Annotated in this window: 17 protein-coding genes; 7 read left to right on the top strand and 10 right to left on the bottom strand. The window is 68.3% G+C overall.

The genetic code is table 11. From position 1 onward, the window contains the following. Positions 1-4 precede the first annotated feature (4 nt). From cobT to HQ314_RS03770, 3 genes are read right to left on the bottom strand one after another with little or no spacing between them, the layout of a single operon-like run. Complete coding sequence (gene cobT / locus HQ314_RS03780; RefSeq protein ID WP_037185716.1) at positions 5-1,060, bottom strand: nicotinate-nucleotide--dimethylbenzimidazole phosphoribosyltransferase; 1,056 nt, start codon at positions 1,058-1,060, stop codon at positions 5-7. After that, positions 1,054-1,620, bottom strand: coding sequence for a bifunctional adenosylcobinamide kinase/adenosylcobinamide-phosphate guanylyltransferase (locus HQ314_RS03775; protein WP_308119217.1), 567 nt, complete (start codon positions 1,618-1,620; stop codon positions 1,054-1,056). Before HQ314_RS03775 ends, cobT begins: the two co-directional genes overlap by 7 nt. Positions 1,621-1,631: 11 nt before the next feature. Beyond that, positions 1,632-2,228, bottom strand: a complete 597-nt coding sequence (locus HQ314_RS03770; RefSeq protein WP_261781443.1) for a DUF3043 domain-containing protein — start codon at positions 2,226-2,228, stop codon at positions 1,632-1,634. Positions 2,229-2,385: 157 nt separating this feature from the next. On the opposite strand from HQ314_RS03770, the gene HQ314_RS03765 reads away from it, so the two are divergent. From HQ314_RS03765 to HQ314_RS03755, 3 genes are all read left to right on the top strand, one after another. Beyond that, positions 2,386-3,435, top strand: a complete 1,050-nt coding sequence (locus tag HQ314_RS03765; protein WP_222649286.1) for a glycerate kinase — start codon at positions 2,386-2,388, stop codon at positions 3,433-3,435. A gap of 97 nt (positions 3,436-3,532) precedes the next feature. Further along, the gene (locus tag HQ314_RS03760) at positions 3,533-3,913 is read left to right on the top strand and encodes an iron-sulfur cluster assembly accessory protein (protein ID WP_027505809.1); all 381 of its coding nucleotides are present in this window, start codon (positions 3,533-3,535) and stop codon (positions 3,911-3,913) included. Positions 3,914-4,079: 166 nt separating this feature from the next. Beyond that, positions 4,080-5,054: a carbohydrate kinase family protein gene (locus HQ314_RS03755; protein WP_222649285.1), complete on the top strand. Its 975-nt coding sequence runs from the start codon at positions 4,080-4,082 to the stop codon at positions 5,052-5,054. A gap of 14 nt (positions 5,055-5,068) precedes the next feature. On the opposite strand, the gene asnB is transcribed toward HQ314_RS03755, so the two are convergent. Beyond that, positions 5,069-6,994 carry an asparagine synthase (glutamine-hydrolyzing) gene (gene asnB, locus HQ314_RS03750; RefSeq protein WP_222649284.1) on the bottom strand — a complete coding sequence of 642 codons (1,926 nt, stop codon included), beginning with the start codon at positions 6,992-6,994 and terminating at the stop codon, positions 5,069-5,071. A 295-nt stretch (positions 6,995-7,289) separates the two neighbouring features. On the opposite strand from asnB, the gene HQ314_RS03745 reads away from it, so the two are divergent. Beyond that, positions 7,290-8,336 carry a cytochrome c oxidase subunit II gene (locus HQ314_RS03745; protein ID WP_371831725.1) on the top strand — a complete coding sequence of 349 codons (1,047 nt, stop codon included), beginning with the start codon at positions 7,290-7,292 and terminating at the stop codon, positions 8,334-8,336. Between the two features lie 6 nt (positions 8,337-8,342). Next, the gene (locus HQ314_RS03740) at positions 8,343-8,759 is read left to right on the top strand and encodes a cytochrome c oxidase subunit 4 (RefSeq protein WP_027505813.1); all 417 of its coding nucleotides are present in this window, start codon (positions 8,343-8,345) and stop codon (positions 8,757-8,759) included. A 1,066-nt stretch (positions 8,760-9,825) separates the two neighbouring features. Here HQ314_RS03740 and HQ314_RS03735 read toward each other — a convergent pair. From HQ314_RS03735 to HQ314_RS03720, 4 genes are all read right to left on the bottom strand, one after another. Then, positions 9,826-11,562 (bottom strand): cytochrome bc complex cytochrome b subunit, encoded by a 1,737-nt coding sequence (locus tag HQ314_RS03735; RefSeq protein ID WP_037185718.1) that lies wholly within the window; start codon positions 11,560-11,562, stop codon positions 9,826-9,828. Then, positions 11,559-12,794: a ubiquinol-cytochrome c reductase iron-sulfur subunit gene (locus HQ314_RS03730; RefSeq protein WP_081821261.1), complete on the bottom strand. Its 1,236-nt coding sequence runs from the start codon at positions 12,792-12,794 to the stop codon at positions 11,559-11,561. The genes HQ314_RS03735 and HQ314_RS03730 overlap by 4 nt, the downstream gene beginning before the upstream one ends. Beyond that, positions 12,791-13,672 carry a c-type cytochrome gene (locus tag HQ314_RS03725; RefSeq protein ID WP_056446281.1) on the bottom strand — a complete coding sequence of 294 codons (882 nt, stop codon included), beginning with the start codon at positions 13,670-13,672 and terminating at the stop codon, positions 12,791-12,793. The genes HQ314_RS03730 and HQ314_RS03725 overlap by 4 nt, the downstream gene beginning before the upstream one ends. A 78-nt stretch (positions 13,673-13,750) precedes the next feature. Continuing rightward, a complete protein-coding gene (locus HQ314_RS03720) occupies positions 13,751-14,365 on the bottom strand; it encodes a heme-copper oxidase subunit III (RefSeq protein ID WP_027505815.1) in 615 nt (204 codons plus the stop codon). A 287-nt stretch (positions 14,366-14,652) separates the two neighbouring features. Between HQ314_RS03720 and HQ314_RS03715 the strand changes: the two genes are divergently transcribed. Together HQ314_RS03715 and trpD are read left to right on the top strand one after the other, a co-directional pair. Beyond that, positions 14,653-15,144 (top strand): hypothetical protein, encoded by a 492-nt coding sequence (locus HQ314_RS03715; RefSeq protein WP_222630532.1) that lies wholly within the window; start codon positions 14,653-14,655, stop codon positions 15,142-15,144. An 11-nt stretch (positions 15,145-15,155) separates the two neighbouring features. After that, positions 15,156-16,199 carry an anthranilate phosphoribosyltransferase gene (trpD, locus tag HQ314_RS03710; RefSeq protein WP_222649283.1) on the top strand — a complete coding sequence of 348 codons (1,044 nt, stop codon included), beginning with the start codon at positions 15,156-15,158 and terminating at the stop codon, positions 16,197-16,199. A 1-nt stretch (position 16,200) separates the two neighbouring features. On the opposite strand, the gene HQ314_RS03705 is transcribed toward trpD, so the two are convergent. Then, entirely contained in the window at positions 16,201-16,476 is a 276-nt protein-coding gene (locus HQ314_RS03705; protein ID WP_027505818.1) for an Lrp/AsnC family transcriptional regulator, read from the bottom strand. A 64-nt stretch (positions 16,477-16,540) separates the two neighbouring features. Further along, positions 16,541-18,283 (bottom strand): DEDD exonuclease domain-containing protein, encoded by a 1,743-nt coding sequence (locus tag HQ314_RS03700; RefSeq protein ID WP_308119216.1) that lies wholly within the window; start codon positions 18,281-18,283, stop codon positions 16,541-16,543. Positions 18,284-18,319: the final 36 nt, after the last annotated feature.

The raw sequence follows: 18,319 nt of genomic DNA, 5'->3' as shown, positions 1-18,319 counted from the left end.
AACATCAGGGCCGCGTGCTCACTCCGGCATCGGAGAACGTCGCCATGTCGGCGAGTGTCGCGACGGCACCGGACAGGATCGGCAGCGCGACCATCGCCCCCGAGCCCTCGCCGAGGCGCATCGACAGGTCGAGCAGGGGATCGAGTCGCAGGTGTGCGAGCGCCAAGGCGTGTGCCGGTTCCGTCGACCGATGGCCGGCCAGCCACCACGACGAGGCGCCGACCGAGAGATCGTTCGCGACCAGTGCCGCCGCCGTGACGACGACGCCGTCGAGCAGCACCGGTGTGCGACGCACCGCGGCCTGCACCAGGAAGCCGGTCATCGCGGCGAGATCGGCGCCGCCGACGGTGCGCAGCAGTGCGATCGGGTCGCGGGTGACGGGACGCGCACGCCGCAGGGCGTCACGGATCGCGGCGGTCTTGCGGATCCACCCCGCGTCGTCGATGCCGGTACCGCGGCCGACCGCCGCCACCGGTTCGGTGTTGGTGACGGCAGCGATCAGCACGGTGGCGGGGGTGGTGTTGCCGATGCCCATGTCGCCGGCGATCAACAGGTCGGCGCCGCCGTCGACCTCCTCGTCGGCGATGTCGCGGCCCGCTGTCAGGGCGGCGATCACCTCGTCCTGCGACAGTGCGTCCTCGCGGTCGATCGACCCACTGGAGCGACGCACCTTGTGCGACGACACGGAGTCGTCGGTGTCCGCGTCGACCGCGATGTCCACCACTCGCACGGTCGCACCGGACACCGTCGCCAACGCGTTGATCGCGGCGCCGCCGGCGGCGATGTTCGCGACCATCTGCGCCGTCACCTCGGGCGGGTACGCGGAGACCCCACCGCGGGCGATGCCGTGATCGCCGGCGAAGACCACGGCGCGAGCCCGAGCGAACCGATGCGGAGGGCTCACGCCCTGGCACGACGCGACCCACACGGCGAGGTCCTCGAGACGGCCGAGCGAGTCCGCGGGCTTGGTCAACGACGACTGCCTGGCTCTCGCCTCACGGGCGATCTCGGCGTCGGGTGGATCCACCGGACGGAACAGTGCGGAACTCTCGGTCACCACGTGCCTCTCGATTGGTCGGTGGGTCGGTCACTCGGTCGGGTGAGGGGGACGGACAACCCGGCCACCACCAACGTCACCGCGTCACACACCTGCGCGAGACGGGCGTTCGCGGCACCGATCTCGTCGCGGAAGAGTCTGCCCGCCCGCGACTCCGGGATCACGCCCAGACCCACCTCGGGGGAGACGAGCACCAGCGGACTCTCGAACCGGTCGACGGCCGTCACCAGGTCGTCGACCGCGGCCACCACCGTGCCGCGCGGCGAGTCCCACGCGCGCAGATCGTCCAGCGCGCCGGTGAGCCAGGTCCCCAGGTCGTCGACCAGTGTGGGCACGTTTTCCCGCAGGGCCTCGGACAGTGCCGCGTACGAGGTGATCTCGACCGTGGACCAGTGCTCCGGCCGCGTCCGTCGATGCGTGTCGATGCGGGCGTCCCAATCGGCGTCCGCACTGTTCCGCCGCCCGGTGGCCACGTACCGGACCTCGGCGTGACCGGCCAGCAACGACTCCGCATGGCCGGACTTGCCGGACCGGGCACCTCCGAGGACGAGCGTGCGCGTCACCGCGGGTGCGCTCAGACCGCGTCGCCGGGGCCGACGCGAGGCTTGGGGGCACGCATCTTGCGGACCTGCGACGCGCGGACGAACGAGTACCAGCCGAGCTTGAAGCCGCCGTCCGGAGTCTCGGGGAAACGGTCCCGCACCTTGTTGTTGACGCGGCGGCCGAGCAGATAGCCGTCGATACCCATGAAGATCATCATGATGAACAGCGCGAGCGTGACGATCGACTGCACCTCGGGGCTCAGGAACAGTGCCACGAGCAGGATCAGGGCCATCGGCATGAAGAGCCCGACGAAGTTGCGACGCGAGTCGACCAGGTCACGCGCGTAGGCGCGGACGGGGCCCTTGTCGCGGGGGAGGAGGAACTTGTCCTCGCCGGCCATCATGCGGGCACGCTGGTCCGCGGCCTTCGCGCGACGCTCGGCCGAGGCGGCCTTGCGCTCGTCCTTGCTGCCCCGCGTCGCCTTGCGTCGCGCCCGGGCCTCCTTGGCCGTCAGCGGTGCCGGTGCGACCGGGCCACGGCGGCGGCCCTCGGCCTCACGCCGGGAGGGCGTGGGACGGCCCTTGCCGAGGCTGACGTTGCCGCGGGTCTTCGCCGTGCTCTCGTCCAGGCTCGTCGACTCGTGGTCGACGGGGGTCTGGGTGTCGGACTTCTCACTCGACTTACCGAAGGGCAGCTTCACCCCCACAGGTTATTCGACGTTCACCACCACGCGAACACCGCAGTCGTGGGCTCTCACGACCGGCGCTCCTCGTTAGAGTGTTCCGATGCGCGTTCTCATCGCCCCCGATTCCTTCGGAGACACCCTGACCGCGGCCGAAGCAGCCGATGCCATCGCGGCGGGGTGGTCGAGCGCGCGCGACGACGAGCTGATCCTCGCGCCCCAGTCCGACGGCGGACCCGGGTTCGTCGACGCACTCGCGGCCGACGGCGGCGAGGTGATCGAGTCGACCGTGTCCGGACCCCTCGGCGTCGCCGTGACCGCGCGCTGGTTGCTCGACGGCGCGACCGCCTACGTGGAGGTCGCGCAGACCGTCGGTCTCGGACTGCTCGGTCGTTCGCCGGATCCGGAGTCGGCCGTCGCGGCGTCCAGCAGGGGAGTGGGGCAGATCGTCGCGGAGGCGCTGACCCGTGGTGCGACCACCGTGGTGGTCGGTCTCGGTGGCAGCAGCTCGACCGACGGCGGCGCGGGCATGATCGAGGCCCTCGGGGGACCCGACGCGGCGGTCGCGGCTCTCGCTGACGTCGACCTCGTCGCGGCCACGGACGTCGACAATCCGCTGCTGGGTCCGGCCGGTGCGGCCGCGGTGTTCGGACCGCAGAAGGGTGCGGACGCGGACACCGTGCGTGTCCTGGAGGAGCGGAACGCCGACTGGTGCGTCGAGCTCGATCGCGTCGCCGAGCGCGCGGTGGCGGACCTGCCGGGGGCGGGTGCGGCCGGTGGCCTGGGCGCCGCGTTGCTCGCGCTGGGAGCGACCCGCACGTCAGGGGCCGATCTGGTGGCCGAGCGCACCCGTCGCCACGAGGTGATGCCGACGGTCGACGTGGTGCTGACGGGCGAGGGGAAGTTCGACTCGCAGTCGTTGCGCGGAAAGGTGGTGACCGCTCTCGCGGGGTCGGCTCGCGAGCACGGTGTGCGCACGGTGGTCCTCGCCGGTCAGGTGCGTCTGGGCGAGGACGACATGCGCGCGGCGGGCATCGAGTCGGCGCACTCGGTGACCGATTTCGCCGGATCGGTCGACCTCGCCATGTCGGACGCGCGTGCCCAGCTGACCGGCCTCGCCGCGGACGTCGCCCGCACCGGCTCGTGGGCGTGACCGCCCCGGCGATCGTGTGGAATAGCGGGGTCGGGAGTACCGTTGACTGTGTTCGCCGGCGTTGTCGCCGAGAGGGCACGAACGATAGGGAGAACCCATGACTGTGCAGAACGACGTCGCCACCAGTGACGTGACCACCACCGACACCGAGACGCACGCCGTCCTGATGACCGAAGCGGCCTCGTCCAAGGCCAAGGCACTGCTGGATCAGGAAGGCCGCGACGACCTGGCGCTGCGCATCGCGGTTCAGCCCGGCGGGTGCGCAGGGCTGCGCTACCAGCTGTTCTTCGACGACCGCTCGCTCGACGGCGACCTGGTCAAGGACTTCGGCGGCGTCACGCTCGCCGTGGACCGGATGAGCGCGCCGTACGTCGAGGGCGCATCGATCGACTTCGTCGACACCATCGAGAAGCAGGGCTTCACGATCGACAATCCCAACGCCACGGGTTCGTGCGCGTGCGGTGACTCCTTCAACTGAGTCCCGAGTAGTCTCCCGCCGTCCCCGGCACCCTGCGTGGGTGCCGGGGACGACGTGTGTCCGGGGTGCGTCGTCCCGGGGCGTCCGTCTGATGGGGTTCACCCACTCGTCACCCGGGTAAGGTTCACAGCAGTTCTCCTCCACCTGCTGCGAAAGGCCTTCGGACGTGACCATTGCGGTGTCCGGCTCCATTGCTACCGACCATCTGATGCGGTTTCCCGGTCGGTTCGCCGACCAGTTCCTCGCCGATCAGCTGGCACACGTCTCGCTGAGCTTCCTCGTCGACGACCTCGTCATCCGCAAGGGCGGGGTGGGCGGCAACATCGCCTACGCCATGGGTGTTCTGGGCGGCGCACCGCTGCTCGTCGGCTCGGTCGGTCCCGACTTCGCCGAGTATCAGACGTGGCTCGAGGACAACGGCGTCGACTGCTCCGCCGTCACCCTCTCCGAGACGGCTCACACCGCGCGTTTCGTCTGCACCACCGACGAGGACATGGCACAGATCGCCTCGTTCTACCCCGGCGCGATGACCGAGGCCGGCGACATCTCCGTCCGCACCGTGGCCGAGGGTCGCGACCTGGAACTCGTCCTGGTCGGCGCCAACGACCCGGCCGCGATGATGCGCCACACGGCGGAGTGCCGCGAACTGGGCATCCCCTTCGCCGCGGATCCGTCGCAGCAGCTCGCACGCCTCGACGGAACGCAGGCCACCGAGCTCATCCAGGGTGCCGAGTACCTGTTCACCAACGAGTACGAGTGGGGCCTCCTCCGTCAGAAGACCGGGCTGACCGAACGCCAGATCCGCGACACCGTCGGCCTGCGCGTGACCACGCTCGGCAAGAACGGCGTCGAGATCGTCGGCGCCGACGGCACGGACATTCGCGTCTCCGTGGTCCCGGAGACCAGCAAGGTCGACCCCACCGGTGTCGGTGACGCGTTCCGCGCCGGCTTCCTCGTCGGCCGCGCCAACGGGCTGGGCCTCGAGCGCGCCGCCCAGCTCGGATCGTTCATCGCGGTGCTCGTGCTCGAGACCACCGGCACCCAGGAATGGACGCTCGTCCGTGACGACGCGATCAAGCGCCTCACCGACGCGTACGGCGACGAGGCCGCGGCCGAGATCGCCGCGATCCTCCCGCAGTAGTTCGCGTCTGCCGGCTAGAGCCGAACCGGGTACGTGGGTTCGGCGATGGCCGGCACGATGCGCTTCTCGACGAAGATGCCGTGCCACACCATGAAGATGAGCACGGTCCACAACCGGCGGCTGTGATCGCTGCGTCCCTCGCGGTGGTCGTTCAGCATGCGGGTGATCGCGGCCTTGTCGAGCAGGTGATCGGTCTGGGAATCGGCGATCTGCTGGTGCGCCCAGTCGAAGAGCTCGGTGCCCCGCAGCCAATGCCGAAGCGGCACAGGGAAACCCAGCTTCGCGCGGTTGAGCACATGATCGGGCACGATGCCGTCGAGTGCCTTGCGTAGCGCGTACTTCGTCGTCGACTTCGTGATCTTCTGCTCCAGCGGCAACTGCTCCGCCACCCGAAACACTTCGTTGTCGAGGAACGGCACGCGCAACTCCAACGAGTTGGCCATCGTGATCTTGTCGGCCTTCACCAGGATGTCGCCGCGCAGCCACGTGAACAGGTCCAGATGCTGCATCCGCGCCACCGGGTCCCAGCCGGCGGACTGCGCGTAGATCGGCGCCGTCACGTCCTGATGGGTCCACTCGGGCCGGAACTCCCGCAACACCGACCGCAACTGCGCATCGTTGAAGCTGCGCGCATTGCCGTAGTAGCGCTCCTCCAGGCTCATCGACCCGCGGTGCAGGAGACTCTTGCCGCGGGTACCCTCCGGGATGCGCTCACTCAGTCGACCGGCGGCGCGTCGCAGGAAGGGTGGCAGCTCTTCGAACGGTGCGAGCGACAACGGCTCCCGGTAGATGGTGTAGCCGCCGAACAACTCGTCCGCACCCTCGCCCGACAGCACCACCTTGACGTGCTTCCGTGCTTCCTTGGCGACGAAGTAGAGCGGCACCAGCGCCGGGTCCGCCACCGGATCGTCGAGATACCAGACGATCTCGGGGATCGCCGCGGCGAACTCCTCGGGCCCGACGACCTTGATGACGTGCTTGGCGCCGATCGCAGCGGCCGACTCGGCCGCGACGTCCACCTCGGAGTAGCCCTCACGCTCGAAACCGGTGGTGAAGGTGACCAGATCCGGGTTGTGTCGCATGGCGAGCGCGGCGATCGCCGTGGAGTCGATGCCGCCGGACAGGAACGAGCCGACGGTGACGTCGGCACGCATGTGCTTGGCGACGGAGTCCTCGAGCGCCTCGGCGATCTCGCGGTAGCGCGCCGCCTCGGTGCCCGACGGGACGGGACGCACCGGGAACGTCGGCCGGAAGTAGCGAGTGACGGTCGGCTCGGAGCCGGGAGTCAGGCGAGCGGTGCAGCCGGACTCCAGGCGACGAATGCCCGCGTGGAGCGTCTCGGGTTCCGGCACGTACTGCAGCACCGTGTAGTGCTCCAGGGCGCGGGGGTCGAGCTCGTCGGACACGCCCAACGACTCGAGGAGTTCGAGAATGCTCTTCTTCTCGCTCGCGAACGCGGTGCCCGCGGCGCCCGTCGAGTAGAACAGCGGCTTGATGCCGAACGGGTCACGCGCGAGGAACAGTTCCCGCTTCTCGGTGTCCCACAGCGCGAAGGCGAACATGCCCCGCAGGCGTCGAACGGCGTCGTCGCCCCAGAAGTGGAACGCGGCGAGAATGGCCTCGCCGTCACCCTCGGTGGCGAACGTCGCGCCGTGCTCGCGTGCCAACGTCTCGCGCAGTTCGAGGTAGTTGTAGATCTCGCCGTTGAACACCAGCGCGTAGCGCTCCGGACTCTCCGCGGGACCCCAGCGGAGCGGCTGGTGCGAGTGCTCGATGTCGATGATCGAGAGCCGGTTGAAGCCCAGCGCCAGATCGTCGTCGTGCCACGTCCCCGGCTCGTCCGGCCCGCGGTGTCGCATGCAGTGCGACGCGTGGCCGACGGCATCGACGACGTCTTCCGCGGATGCGTTCGACGTCAGCAGTCCCAGCAGTCCACACACGGTCGGTACGCCTCGTTTCGTTCGGGTGTCGGCCCGGTAGCGGGCCTGGTCACAGGCGTCGCCGGGACCTCGACGGCCCGACGCGCATCGGTCCGAGTATGCCGCAGTGCGGCGGGAACGCCGAAGTGACCGGCCGGGCCCGGTGTCGCCGCCCAACTCGCACCCGACCCGACACGAGAACCGAGCCCGCTTTGGTCTACGCTGCGTAGTACACGAGTACCTCGTGCGTGTGAGCGACTTCGGTGGCTCGTCCGGACGGTTCTCGTACTCTCCATCTGGCAATCAGGAAGGCGTGATCGTGGCGCAGCGTGGTGGTGGATCCGGTCGTCGGACGACACGACGAGTCGGATTGGTGGCCTCTCTTGCAGTGGCCGCCGTGGTGCTGTCGGGCTGCGGCATCGACAATTCCGTACTTCGATTCGGATGGCCGTCGGGCGTCACGCCGCAGGCCGAGCGGATGCGCGAGCTGTGGACGTGGTCCGTCATCGCGGCGCTCATCATGGGCGTCATCGTGTGGGGCCTGACCTTCTGGACGGTGGCATTCCACCGCAAGAAGAAGGACTCGCCGGAGTTCCCGCGCCAGACCGCGTACAACGTCCCGCTCGAGCTGTTCTACACGGCCGTGCCGTTCGTCATCATCGCCGTCCTCTTCTACTTCACGGTCGTCGTGCAGAACTACGTCCAGGAGAAGCAGGACAACCCCGACGTGGTCGTCGACGTCACCGCGTTCCAGTGGAACTGGAAGTTCGGCTACCGCACCGTCGACCTCAAGGACGGGCAGCCGCTGTACGACGGCACCGACCAGGAGCGCGAGCAGGCAGCAGAGGAGGCCGGCACCCCCGAGGGTGAGGAGCCGGGCCCGCTGTTCGGCCGCGAGAAGTCCGACCAGTCGTACCTGCACTACAACGAGGTCGAGACCGTCGGCTCCAGCTCCGAGGTCCCGATCCTCGTGCTCCCCACCGGCAAGCGCATCGAGTTCGAGATCGCGTCCTCCGACGTCATCCACTCGTTCTGGGTTCCCGAGTTCCTGTTCAAGCGCGACGTCATGCCGAACCCGGACGAGAACAACTCCGACAACGTGTTCCAGATCAGCGAGATCGAGCGTGAGGGTGCCTTCGTCGGGCGCTGCGCCGAGATGTGCGGCACGTACCACGCGATGATGAACTTCGAGGTTCGCGCGGTCAGCCCCGAGGCCTTCGAGAACTACATGGCGGCGCGTCGCGACGGCCAGACCAACGCTCAGGCGCTGGAGTCCATCGGCGAAGAGCCTCGCGCGACCTCCACCTCGCCGTTCAACACCGACCGCACCGTCAAGGCTGCGACCGTGGCAGAAGGAAACTGACATCCCATGAAGATCGAAGCGAAACTCTTCGAGATCCTGACCGGGTTCTTCATCCTCGTCGGAATCCTCTACGGCGTGTTCACCGGCTTCTCGCGGACCGGCATCGAGTGGGCCGGCCTCACCGCCATCGCCCTCTCGGCGGGCCTGACGCTGATCGTCGGAACGTACTTCCGGTTCGTCGCTCGTCGACTGGACACCCGTCCCGAGGACTACGACGACGCGGAGATCGCCGACGGTTCCGGCGACCTGGGCTTCTTCAGCCCCGGTAGCTTCTGGCCCATCATCCTCGCCGGATGCGCCGCCTTCATGGCCCTGGCATTCGCGTTCTACGAGCCCTGGATGCTCGCGGTCGGCGCCCTCGCCATCATCGCCGCCGCAGCCGGACTGGTCTTCGAGTACCACGTGGGACCCGAGAAGCACTGACACAGCTCCACCTTGAACGCCCCCGGCCTGTGGTCGGGGGCGTTCGGCGTCGGTGGGGGGCGTTCCCGCCCTCGTGGTGGGTTGGCGCTCTGCTGGTCTCCCGCAGCTACCGTGACTCGGCGCACGCCCGTTGTCTTCCCGCATGCTGTGTTCCTGCACCGATGCTGGGGCGTCGCACCGATGCTGGGGCGTCGCACCGATGCTGTGTTCGCGCACCGATGCTGGGGCGTCGCACCGATGCTGTGTTCCCGCACCCATGCTGGGGCGTCGCACGTCGCCTTGCCGAGCAACACGCGTGCGGGGCGCAAGAAGGGGTGCGAGAACTGGTGCCCCGCCGGTTGCTCGCACGGTGATGACGAAGTGTCGAAGAACGTCGACGAATCGATGATCGAGGTCGAGGACGCGTCGATCCTCACCCGGCACTGTGGCGCGGGCGCAGGGCTCACCGTCGTCTGCCCGGACTTGCGTGGGTACAGCCGCTCGCACGGCCCGCCGCCGACACCTGACCACTCTGAACACCCGAAGTGGGCGGTGGCCTCGGACATGGTGCTGGTGACGGCCCCACTCGGGCACTGACGCTTCGCGGTCCGGATTCGCTGCGGCGGTGCGTTCGTGTGCAGTGATCCGCGGTGGGCGCGGATCACTGCACACGAGAGTGGTCGGTGGCGCGGGCCCACAACATGCGGGAACGGGTCTGGTGGTGGGATCCGGTGCAGTAGCCCGCGCTCTAGACGGTCCAGTGCACCGGATCTGCTGGGGCGGTGTGTTCGTGTGCAGTGATCCGCGGTGGGCGCGGATCACTGCACACGAGAGTGGTCGGTGGCGCGGGCCCACAACATGCGGGAACGGGTCTGGTGGTGGGATCCGGTGCAGTAGCCCGCGCTCTGCACGGTCCAGTGCACCGGATTCGCCGGCAGCTGGTCCCGCACCCCGCCTCGCCGAGCAACACGCGTGCGGGCCGCAAGGAAGGGTGCGGGAACGGGCGAGCAGTGGGGGAGGGGAGGGGACAGACGAGAAGAGGCGCCACCCGAGTGGGTGGCGCCTCTTCTCGCGTTCAGCGGGTGACTCAGTGCCCGTTGGACTCCGGTCCGTGACCGTTGCCGTTGGACGAGCCGTTGCCATTCGAGTGCCCGTTGGACGAGCCGTTGCCGTTCGAGTGCCCGTTGCCGTTCGAGTGCCCGTTGCCCTGCGACAGAATCTTCGCCTGGTAGGTGCGGAGCATGGTGAGCTGATCGTGCTCACCCTCGTGCGACAGACGCTCGTGCAGCCGGTGCTCCTCGTCCGAGTCCGGAGTGAAGATGCTGCCCGAGCCGGGCTTGCCGGCGGAACCGAGCTTGTTCATCTTCTTCGGGATCGCAGCACCCTGGTACTCGAGCGGGATCGGGTGGCCGTGATCGTCGACCGGGCCGAGGGGCTGGTGGATCTCGACGTAGGCGCCGTGGGGCAGACGCTTGATGACACCCGTCTCGATGCCGTGCTCGAGCACCTGGCGATCGCTGCGCTGGAGACCGATGCAGAAGCGGTAGGTCAGCAGGTAGACGATCGGAGGCAGGACCACGAGGCCGATGCGGCCGATCCAGGTCATCGCGTTCAGGGAGATCGAGAACTTGTACGCGATGATGTCGTTGACGCAGCTGAGCGTCAGGACCACGTAGAAGGCGATCGCCATGGCGCCGACCGCGGTACGCACCGGAACGTCGCGGGGACGCTGCAGCAGGTTGTGGTGAGCGTCGTCCTTGGTGAAGCGCTTCTCGATCCAGGGGTACGCGATCATGATCGCGAACACCGCACCCATGATGACGGCGACCCAGAAGACGGCCGGGATCATGTAGTTGCCGATGTAGAGCTCCCACGCGGGCCACAGTCGAGCCAGGCCGTCCGTCCACATCATGTAGAAGTCGGGCTGCGAGCCGGCCGAGACCTGCGACGGGTTGTACGGGCCCAGAGCCCACACCGGGTTGATCTGCAGTACTCCACCCATGACCGCGAGGACACCGAAGGTCATGGCGAAGAAGGCGCCGGACTTGACCGCGAAGACCGGGAGGATGCGGACACCCACCACGTTGGTCTCGGTGCGGCCGGGGCCGGGGAACTGCGTGTGCTTCTGGTACCAGACGAGCGCGAGGTGAGCTGCGATGAGCGCCAGGATGATGGCGGGCAGGAGCAGCACGTGCGCGACGTACAGGCGCGGGATGATCAGCGTGCCGGGGAAGTCACCGTTGAAGATCAGCCAGTGCATCCACGTTCCGATGACCGGGATGGAGATCGTGATGCCCGAGAAGGCGGCGCGCAGGCCGGTACCGGACAGCAGGTCGTCGGGGAGCGAGTAGCCGAAGAAGCCCTCGAACATCGCCAGGATGAGCAGCAGCGAGCCGATGACCCAGTTCGCCTCACGCGGGCGACGGAACGCACCGGTGAAGAAGATGCGCATCATGTGCACGATGATCGAGCAGGCGAACAGCAGAGCTGCCCAGTGGTGGATCTGACGGATGAACAGACCGCCGCGCACCTCGAAGGACAGGTCCAGCGTGGTGGCGTACGCCTTGGTCATCTCGACACCGCGTAGGGGAGCGTAGGCGCCCTGGTAGGTGGTCTCCGTCATGGAGGGGTCGTAGAAGAGGGTCAGGTACGTACCGGACAGCAGCAGGATGACGAAGCTGTACAGCGCGATCTCGCCCAGCAGGAACGACCAGTGGGTGGGGAAGACCTTGTTGATCTGACGACGCATACCCGCTGAGAGGTGATAGCGGGAGTCGACGTCCTCGGCTTGCTTCGCAGCGAGCGTGGCGATGGATGGACTCATCGTGAACCTTCCGATGACGACGCAGCAGAAGCGCTCTCCTGCTCGTGTACTCCGGCCGGACGTTCCCAGTAGGCGGGTCCGAGCGGCTCGATGAAATCGCCCGCGGCGACGAGGTAGCCCTCGTCGTTGACCGTGATGGGCAGCTGCGGAAGAGCGCGGGCGGCCGGTCCGAAGATCGGCTTGGCGTACTCCAACGCGTCGAATTGCGACTGGTGGCACGGGCACAGGATCCGGTTGGTCTGCTGCTCGTACAACGATGTGGGGCACCCGAGGTGGGTGCAGATCTTCGAGTAGGCGAAGTAGTCGCCGTAGTTGAAGCTCTCCTGGCCCTTCCGCTTGATGGTGCGGTCGGCGTCCTCGGTACGCAGACGGATGAGCATGACCGCGTTGCGGATGCCCTTCAGTGCGTGCGAGAGCTCCTCCTCGTTTCCACGCTCCGACTCACGGAACGGGAAGACGGTCTCCATGGCGCCGGCGTCGAGATCCTCCGGGCGGACGAGAACGATGTCGTCGACGCGTCCGGTGTAGCGACGCAGGTAGACGGTCTCGCCCTCGTAGTTCGGCGTCCAACCCGAGACCCAGAGCGAGGACTCGTCGCCCTCGGCCCACGGGTTCTTGATCAGACCGCCGAGCGGGAGGATCGACATGACGCCGAGCGCGCCGCCGCCGAAGACGAGGCTGCGCTTGATCATCTTGCGTCGACCCAGCGTGGAGGTGTCGAAGGAGTCGCTGAGCTCGGCGACGACCGTCTTCTTGTCCACCTCGCTCGATCCACCGTCGTGGCGGTCCTGGATGGACACCTCTTCGGGGATGAACTTCTTGGTGAACTGCACGGCACCGACGCCGACACCGATGATCGCGAGACCCATGGTGAGACCGATGAGCGGTGTGTACAGGCTGTACAGCCCGTAGCTGTCCTCGCCCATGCCGGCGTACTGCCACGGCCAGAACAGGTAGATGGCGATGAAGGCCACGGCCGACACACCCGCCAGGAAGAACCAGAGGCTGACGCTGCGCTCGGCGCGCTTCTCGGCCTTGGTTCCGGGGACGGGCCAGCGTGCGCGACGGAACGCCACGTCCACGTGATCGAGGTTGGTGCCGAGTGCGACGAGCTCGTCGCGGCTCATGGCGGCCAGTTCCTCGTCCGTGTACTTGCGGTCCGGGTCGAAGCCCTCGGGGAACTTGTTCGGATCGCCGGGCACGCCGTCGTCCTTGCGGTTGTCGTCGCTCATGACCTCACTCCGATCCACAGTGCTGCTGCGACGACCGCTCCGATGCCGACCACCCAGATGGCGATGGCTTCCGTACCGGGGCCGAAGCCGCCGAGTCCGTATCCACCGGGAGGCTGCGTCTCGGAGGAGGACTTGACGTACGCGATGATGTCTTTCTTCTCTTCGGGCGTGAGCTGGCGGTCCGAGAACTTGGGCATGTTCTGCGGGCCGGTGACCATCGCCTGGTAGATCTGCTGCTCGTTCGCCGGGTCGAGTGTGGGTGCGTACTTGCCCGAGGACAGCGCGCCGCCGCGACCGGTGAAGTTGTGGCAGGACGCGCAGTTGAGGCGGAAGAGCTCGCTGCCGCGGGCGATGTCGCCGCCACGGAGGGAGTCCTGCGCGATCTCACCGTTGTCGGTGCGCACCACCGTGGGTCCGCCGCCGTTGGCCTGGATGTAGGCGCCGAGGGCGTCGACCTGCGACTGGTTGTACTTCGGGGGCTTCCGCTCGGCCTGGGCCTCGTTGCGCGCCATCGGCATGCGACCGGAGGAGACCTGGAAGTAGACGGCTGCTTCGCCGACTCCGATGAGGGACGGTCCGCGGTCCTGGACACCCTGGAGGTTGGCGCCGTGGCACGTCACGCAGGACGTGTCGTAGATCTGCTGGCCTTCGCGCACCATGGCCGCGCTGTCTTCCTGCGCGGTGGCGACCTGAGCGTCGGGGGTGAGGGCTGCGGCGAGGAAGCCCGCGCCGACGAGACCCATGAACAGCGCCATGGCGCCACTGACCCGGCGACGGGTACGACGCTTGCGACGCGCCTTGGTCGCCGAGGCGTCCGGCGTACCGGCGGACACGACGGTGCCGTCGTCGTCGGGAGTGGCGGGGGGAGAGGAACTCATCTGTATCCCTTGTCGTGTCGGGACGGCTTGTCGGATGCGACCGATGAGGCTGTCATCGGGTATTCGACGCCTGCTCGGTCAGCGGATGAAGTAGATCGTCGCGAACAGCGCGATCCAGACGATGTCGACGAAGTGCCAGTAGTACGACACGACGATGGCGGCGGTGGCCTGGGCCGGCGTGAACTTGCTGACCAGGGTGCGGGCGATCAGGAAGACGAAGGCGATCAGACCGCCGATCACGTGCAGGCCGTGGAAGCCGGTGGTGATGTAGAAGACGGAGCCGTAGACGCTGCTCGAGATCGAGGTGCCCTCGTGAACGAGGTGGTAGTACTCGTAGCCCTGGCCGGCGACGAAGAACGCGCCCATGGCCAGAGTGATCGTGTACCAGCGGCGCAGTCCGAACACGTCGCCACGCTCGGCGGCGAACACGCCCAGCTGGCAGGTGAAGGACGATGCGATGAGCACCGCGGTCACGGGGACGGCCAGCGTCAGGTTGAGCTCGGTCGGCTCCGGCGGCCACTGGCCGGGAGCGGCCTGAGCCCGCGCGACGAAGTACATCGCGAAGAGGCCGGCAAAGAACATCAACTCGCTGGACAGCCACACGATGGTGCCCACGCTGACCATGTTCGGTCGGTTCAGCGAGTGGACACGCTGGGTGATGGCGGATCCCGAAGTACCTACTGCGCTCGTCACATCGAGAAGTATGACTCGTCGTAGTACGGATGGCATAGCCGGGGCGGTATTGGCGAGTCGAGCATCGTTCGCGCGCGCGTGACACAGAATGCCTCCTCGTGGTCCGGTCGGCCCGTCTTCCTGGACTTTCTGTTCAATAGTACTCGTCTGTGCACGTCGGACCGGGTTCCGTCGACCCCCGCGCCCGTGATGTATCCCGCACGCCGGAGTCTCGACCCGAGCTTCAGACTCGATGCCTCCCGAGCGACTCCGGGACCGGTTCCGGCGGCATCTGGCACTGTCGTGACATGACTTCGGGCTCTGGTCGTGGGCGGACACGGTGGTGGCAGCGGCTGTTCGGCCGGGCGGCTCCGGAGCCCCTCGACCCCACTCGCGCGGACCTCGTCGTGGTCGCGTCGTGCTTCGACGACGTGGAGGCGTGCTCGACGACCCTCGAGCGCGCGGCGCACACGGATCCCCTCTGGTCCGCGGACGACGACGTGGTGTTGCGCCACCACCTGCTCCTCCCCGCCGATCAGATCGCCGACGCGGTGTCGGTGGCGGCGCAGGACGGTTACAGCGAGGCGACCGCAGGTCCCATGGCGCAGACTCCCGGGCATCTGCCCGGCGGTGTCTCCGACGCGACCGTCCTGGTGCTGCAGCGGGTGCAGGTGCTCGACGCGCTGCACTGCTCGCAGGAACGGTCACGGATGGCGGGGTTGGCCCAACGGCGCGACGGGGTGGTACTGGGCTGGGACGCCCTCCAACCGGCTGCCGAGGACGCATCGCCGGAGCACTAGGCTTCCCGCTCATGAGCGCTGGGGATGGCACGCGTACATGGGCACAGGTCCTCGGGGCCCTGGCATCACGCCAGGACCTGACGGGTGCCGACACGGCGTGGGCGATGGACGAGATCATGTCGGACAACGCCACCGCGGCCCAGATCGCTGCCTTCGGTGTCGCCCTCAAGATGAAGGGCCCCACGTCGGACGAACTGCGCGGACTGGCCGACTCGATGCTCGGCCACGCCAAGCGCGTGCCCGTGGACGACGACGTCGTCGACATCGTCGGTACGGGCGGCGATCGGTCCCACACGGTGAACATCTCGACGATGGCGTCGGTGGTGGTGGCGGCCGCGGGAATCCGGGTGGTCAAGCACGGCAACCGGGCCGCCTCGTCCAAGAGCGGTGGAGCCGACGTGTTGGAAGCGCTGGGCGTGCGTATCGACCAGGGTCCGGAGCGGGTCGCGGCGAGTGTCGCCGAGCTGGGCATCGGGTTCTGCTTCGCGCCCGTGTTCCACCCGGCGCTGCGCTTCGCCGCGGCGCCTCGCAAGGAGATCGGCATCCCCACGGCGTTCAACGTCCTCGGGCCGCTGACGAACCCTGCGAGTCCGCGCGCCGGTCTGGTGGGATGCGCGTTCGACGATCTGATCGACGTCGTCGCGGGCGTGTTCGCGGCGCGCGACAACTCCGTCCTCGTGGTGCGCGGCGACGACGGGCTGGACGAGATCACCACGTCGACGACCACGTCGGTGCGCGTCGTCCGGAACGGTGTCGTCGACCACGCGGTGCTCGATCCACGCGATCTCGGTATCGAGCGGGTGTCCCTCGACGCCCTCCGAGGCGGGGACGCCGCACACAACGCGGACGTGGCGCGTCGGGTGTTCGCCGGTGAGACGGGTCCGGTGCGGGACGCGGTGCTGCTCAATGCAGCAGGTGCCATCGCGGCGTTCCGCGGCGTCGACGGTTCGCTCGAGGACGCGATGGCCGGTGCGTTGACGACGGCAGCCGCCGCGGTGGACGACGGAGCCGCTCAGACGCTGCTGACGCGATGGGCGGCGTTCACGTCGGCCTGAGTCACTCGCCGATGGAGAAGCCCGCGTCGACGTCGGCGCTCGAGTAGGACTTGAACGCGATGTGCGTGTCTGTCCGCACCACGCCGGTGACGCGGTTGACGCGCTCGGTGATCACCTCGGCGATCTCCTCGTGCGTACGCACCTTGACCACGGCGATCAGGTCTACGTCGCCGGCGCACGAGTACACCTCGGACACACCCGGTACGTCGGCGACGGCACGCGCGGTCTCCGGAATGGAGTGCACCTCGGCGTGGATCAGAACGATGGCGGTGATCATGGTGAACCTTCCGAACTGTCGTGAGAGGGCGAACTGCGGGTCAGCCTAGTTCTCGGCCGTGCGGTCATCCCCAGGCCATCGTGCGTTCCTTCTCGCGGCGTCCGACGTCGCGCACGGCGGCGCACCACTGTGCCCATCGCCCCGCTCCGTGCGCCGGTTCGCACCATCCGTCCGTGGTGTCGACGATGCGGACGCCACCCGACTCGAGCCACCGCGCGATCAGCGCCACCTCCTCCGGCGTGGCACCGCGTAGGGGAGTGGCGTCCGGCACGACGGTCTCCGCACCGGCGACGAGTGCTTCCACCACGGGCATGGGCGCGACGCCGCGGCGGGAACGACCGGCACTGGCGAGACGTCCGTGCCGGACGACGACGAACTCCCACCCGCCGTCGTCGGCGCGGCGCGCGGCGATCAACTGCTCGATGGCCGCGAGTGCCTGCAGCCGCTGCACCGACCGCAGGGCCGTCAACAGGGTGGCCGCGCGGTCGCGCAGGCGGGCCGCGGACTCGAAGAGCAGATCCTCGGACAGTGCGTCGATCCGGGCGGCGACGGCATCGAGCACCGCTGCGTCGGCACCCTCGGTGAGAGCGCGGAAGGCGACGGGCGCGTCGGCGTACTCCTCGGGAGTGAGCGGGCTCGCCGTCGCCGCTGTGCATCCACCGACGGCCTCGGTGGAACAGTTGTGCACCGCCGAGGCGGCGATGCGGTGGGTGCAGGAGCGCAACCGGGTGTGCTCGGCGACGAGAGCGGCGGCCTCGGCTGCCGCCCCGCGAACGGAGAACGGTCCGAGCGCGCCGGGCGCCGGTGTCCGGACGATGGAGATGCGCGGGAACGCCTCGCTCGTCAGGGTCAGCCACCAGCCCTTGCGGGGGTACTTCGATCGACGGTTGTACGGGGGCGTGTGCGCACTGATGAGCCTCAGTTCGCGCACGCCGGCCTCGATGGCATGGCTGCACTCGACGTGGTCGACCCGGGTCGCGAGGGCGACCATCTCCTTCATGCGTCCGCGGGTCTCGGATCCCGTGAAGTAGTTCCGTACACGGCGGTGGAGGTTCCGTGAGGTGCCGACGTAGAGCACCTCGTCGGACGGTCCGCGGAAGAGATAGACACCGGGGGCGTGCGGAAGGCCCGCCGCGAGCGTGCGTTTGGCGCGGTGCGCCGAGGACACCGTCGGCAGGTAGTCGACGAGTTCGGCGTAGCTGTGGACGCTCTGGTTGCCCACCCGTTCGATCAGCCCGTGCAGGACGTCGACGGTGGCCCGGGCGTCGTCGAGTGCCCGGTGGGTGGGCCTGGTGGACACCTGGAAGAGGGTGGCCAGCGAGGACAGCTTGACCGACGGTGCCTCGTCGCGCGTGAGCACCCGCCGGGCGAGCGTGACGGTGCACAGCACCCGGAACGACGGCCACGCCAGATCCATTCGCGTCGCCGCCGCGCGGAGGAACGCGGTGTCGAAGCGCGCGTTGTGCGCCACCAGCACGCTGCCGCGGGCGAACTCGACGAAGGTGGGCAGGACCCGCTCGATACGAGGGGCGTCGAGAAGCATCGCACCGGTGATGCCCGTCAGCGCGACGATGGCGGGCGGAATGGACCGGCCCGGGTCCACGAGCGTCGCCATCTCACCGATCACCCGGCCGCCGCGAACCTTGACGGCACCGATCTCGGTGATCGCGTCCTCGCCCGGTCGGCCTCCGGTGGTCTCGAGGTCCACCACCACGAAGGTCGTGTCCCGCAACGACTGGTCCAGTTCGTCGAATGCGAGCTGCACACCGCGTGCATGCCCCGACACCACAGTCGCCCCATCAGTCACGTGCGTCACCGTAGGTGGTGCCACCGACAGGAACCC

The sequence above is a fragment of the Rhodococcus sp. BP-332 genome (assembly GCF_019836065.1).
Classification (GTDB): domain Bacteria; phylum Actinomycetota; class Actinomycetes; order Mycobacteriales; family Mycobacteriaceae; genus Rhodococcoides.
Note: the sequence above shows the minus strand (reverse complement) of the source record. Positions and strands in the feature narration are given on the sequence as shown.

Bases quoted from the DNA above. Each gene is read 5' to 3' on its own strand.
- HQ314_RS03765 (WP_222649286.1), top strand. From the start codon at position 2,386: ATGCGCGTTCTCATCGCCCCCGATTCCTTCGGAGACACCCTGACCGCG.
- HQ314_RS03760 (WP_027505809.1), top strand. From the start codon at position 3,533: ATGACTGTGCAGAACGACGTCGCCACCAGTGACGTGACCACCACCGAC.
- HQ314_RS03740 (WP_027505813.1), top strand. From the start codon at position 8,343: ATGAAGATCGAAGCGAAACTCTTCGAGATCCTGACCGGGTTCTTCATC.
- HQ314_RS03735 (WP_037185718.1), bottom strand. From the start codon at position 11,562: ATGAGTCCATCCATCGCCACGCTCGCTGCGAAGCAAGCCGAGGACGTC.
- HQ314_RS03730 (WP_081821261.1), bottom strand. From the start codon at position 12,794: ATGAGCGACGACAACCGCAAGGACGACGGCGTGCCCGGCGATCCGAAC.
- HQ314_RS03725 (WP_056446281.1), bottom strand. From the start codon at position 13,672: ATGAGTTCCTCTCCCCCCGCCACTCCCGACGACGACGGCACCGTCGTG.
- HQ314_RS03715 (WP_222630532.1), top strand. From the start codon at position 14,653: ATGACTTCGGGCTCTGGTCGTGGGCGGACACGGTGGTGGCAGCGGCTG.
- trpD (WP_222649283.1), top strand. From the start codon at position 15,156: ATGAGCGCTGGGGATGGCACGCGTACATGGGCACAGGTCCTCGGGGCC.
- HQ314_RS03705 (WP_027505818.1), bottom strand. From the start codon at position 16,476: ATGATCACCGCCATCGTTCTGATCCACGCCGAGGTGCACTCCATTCCG.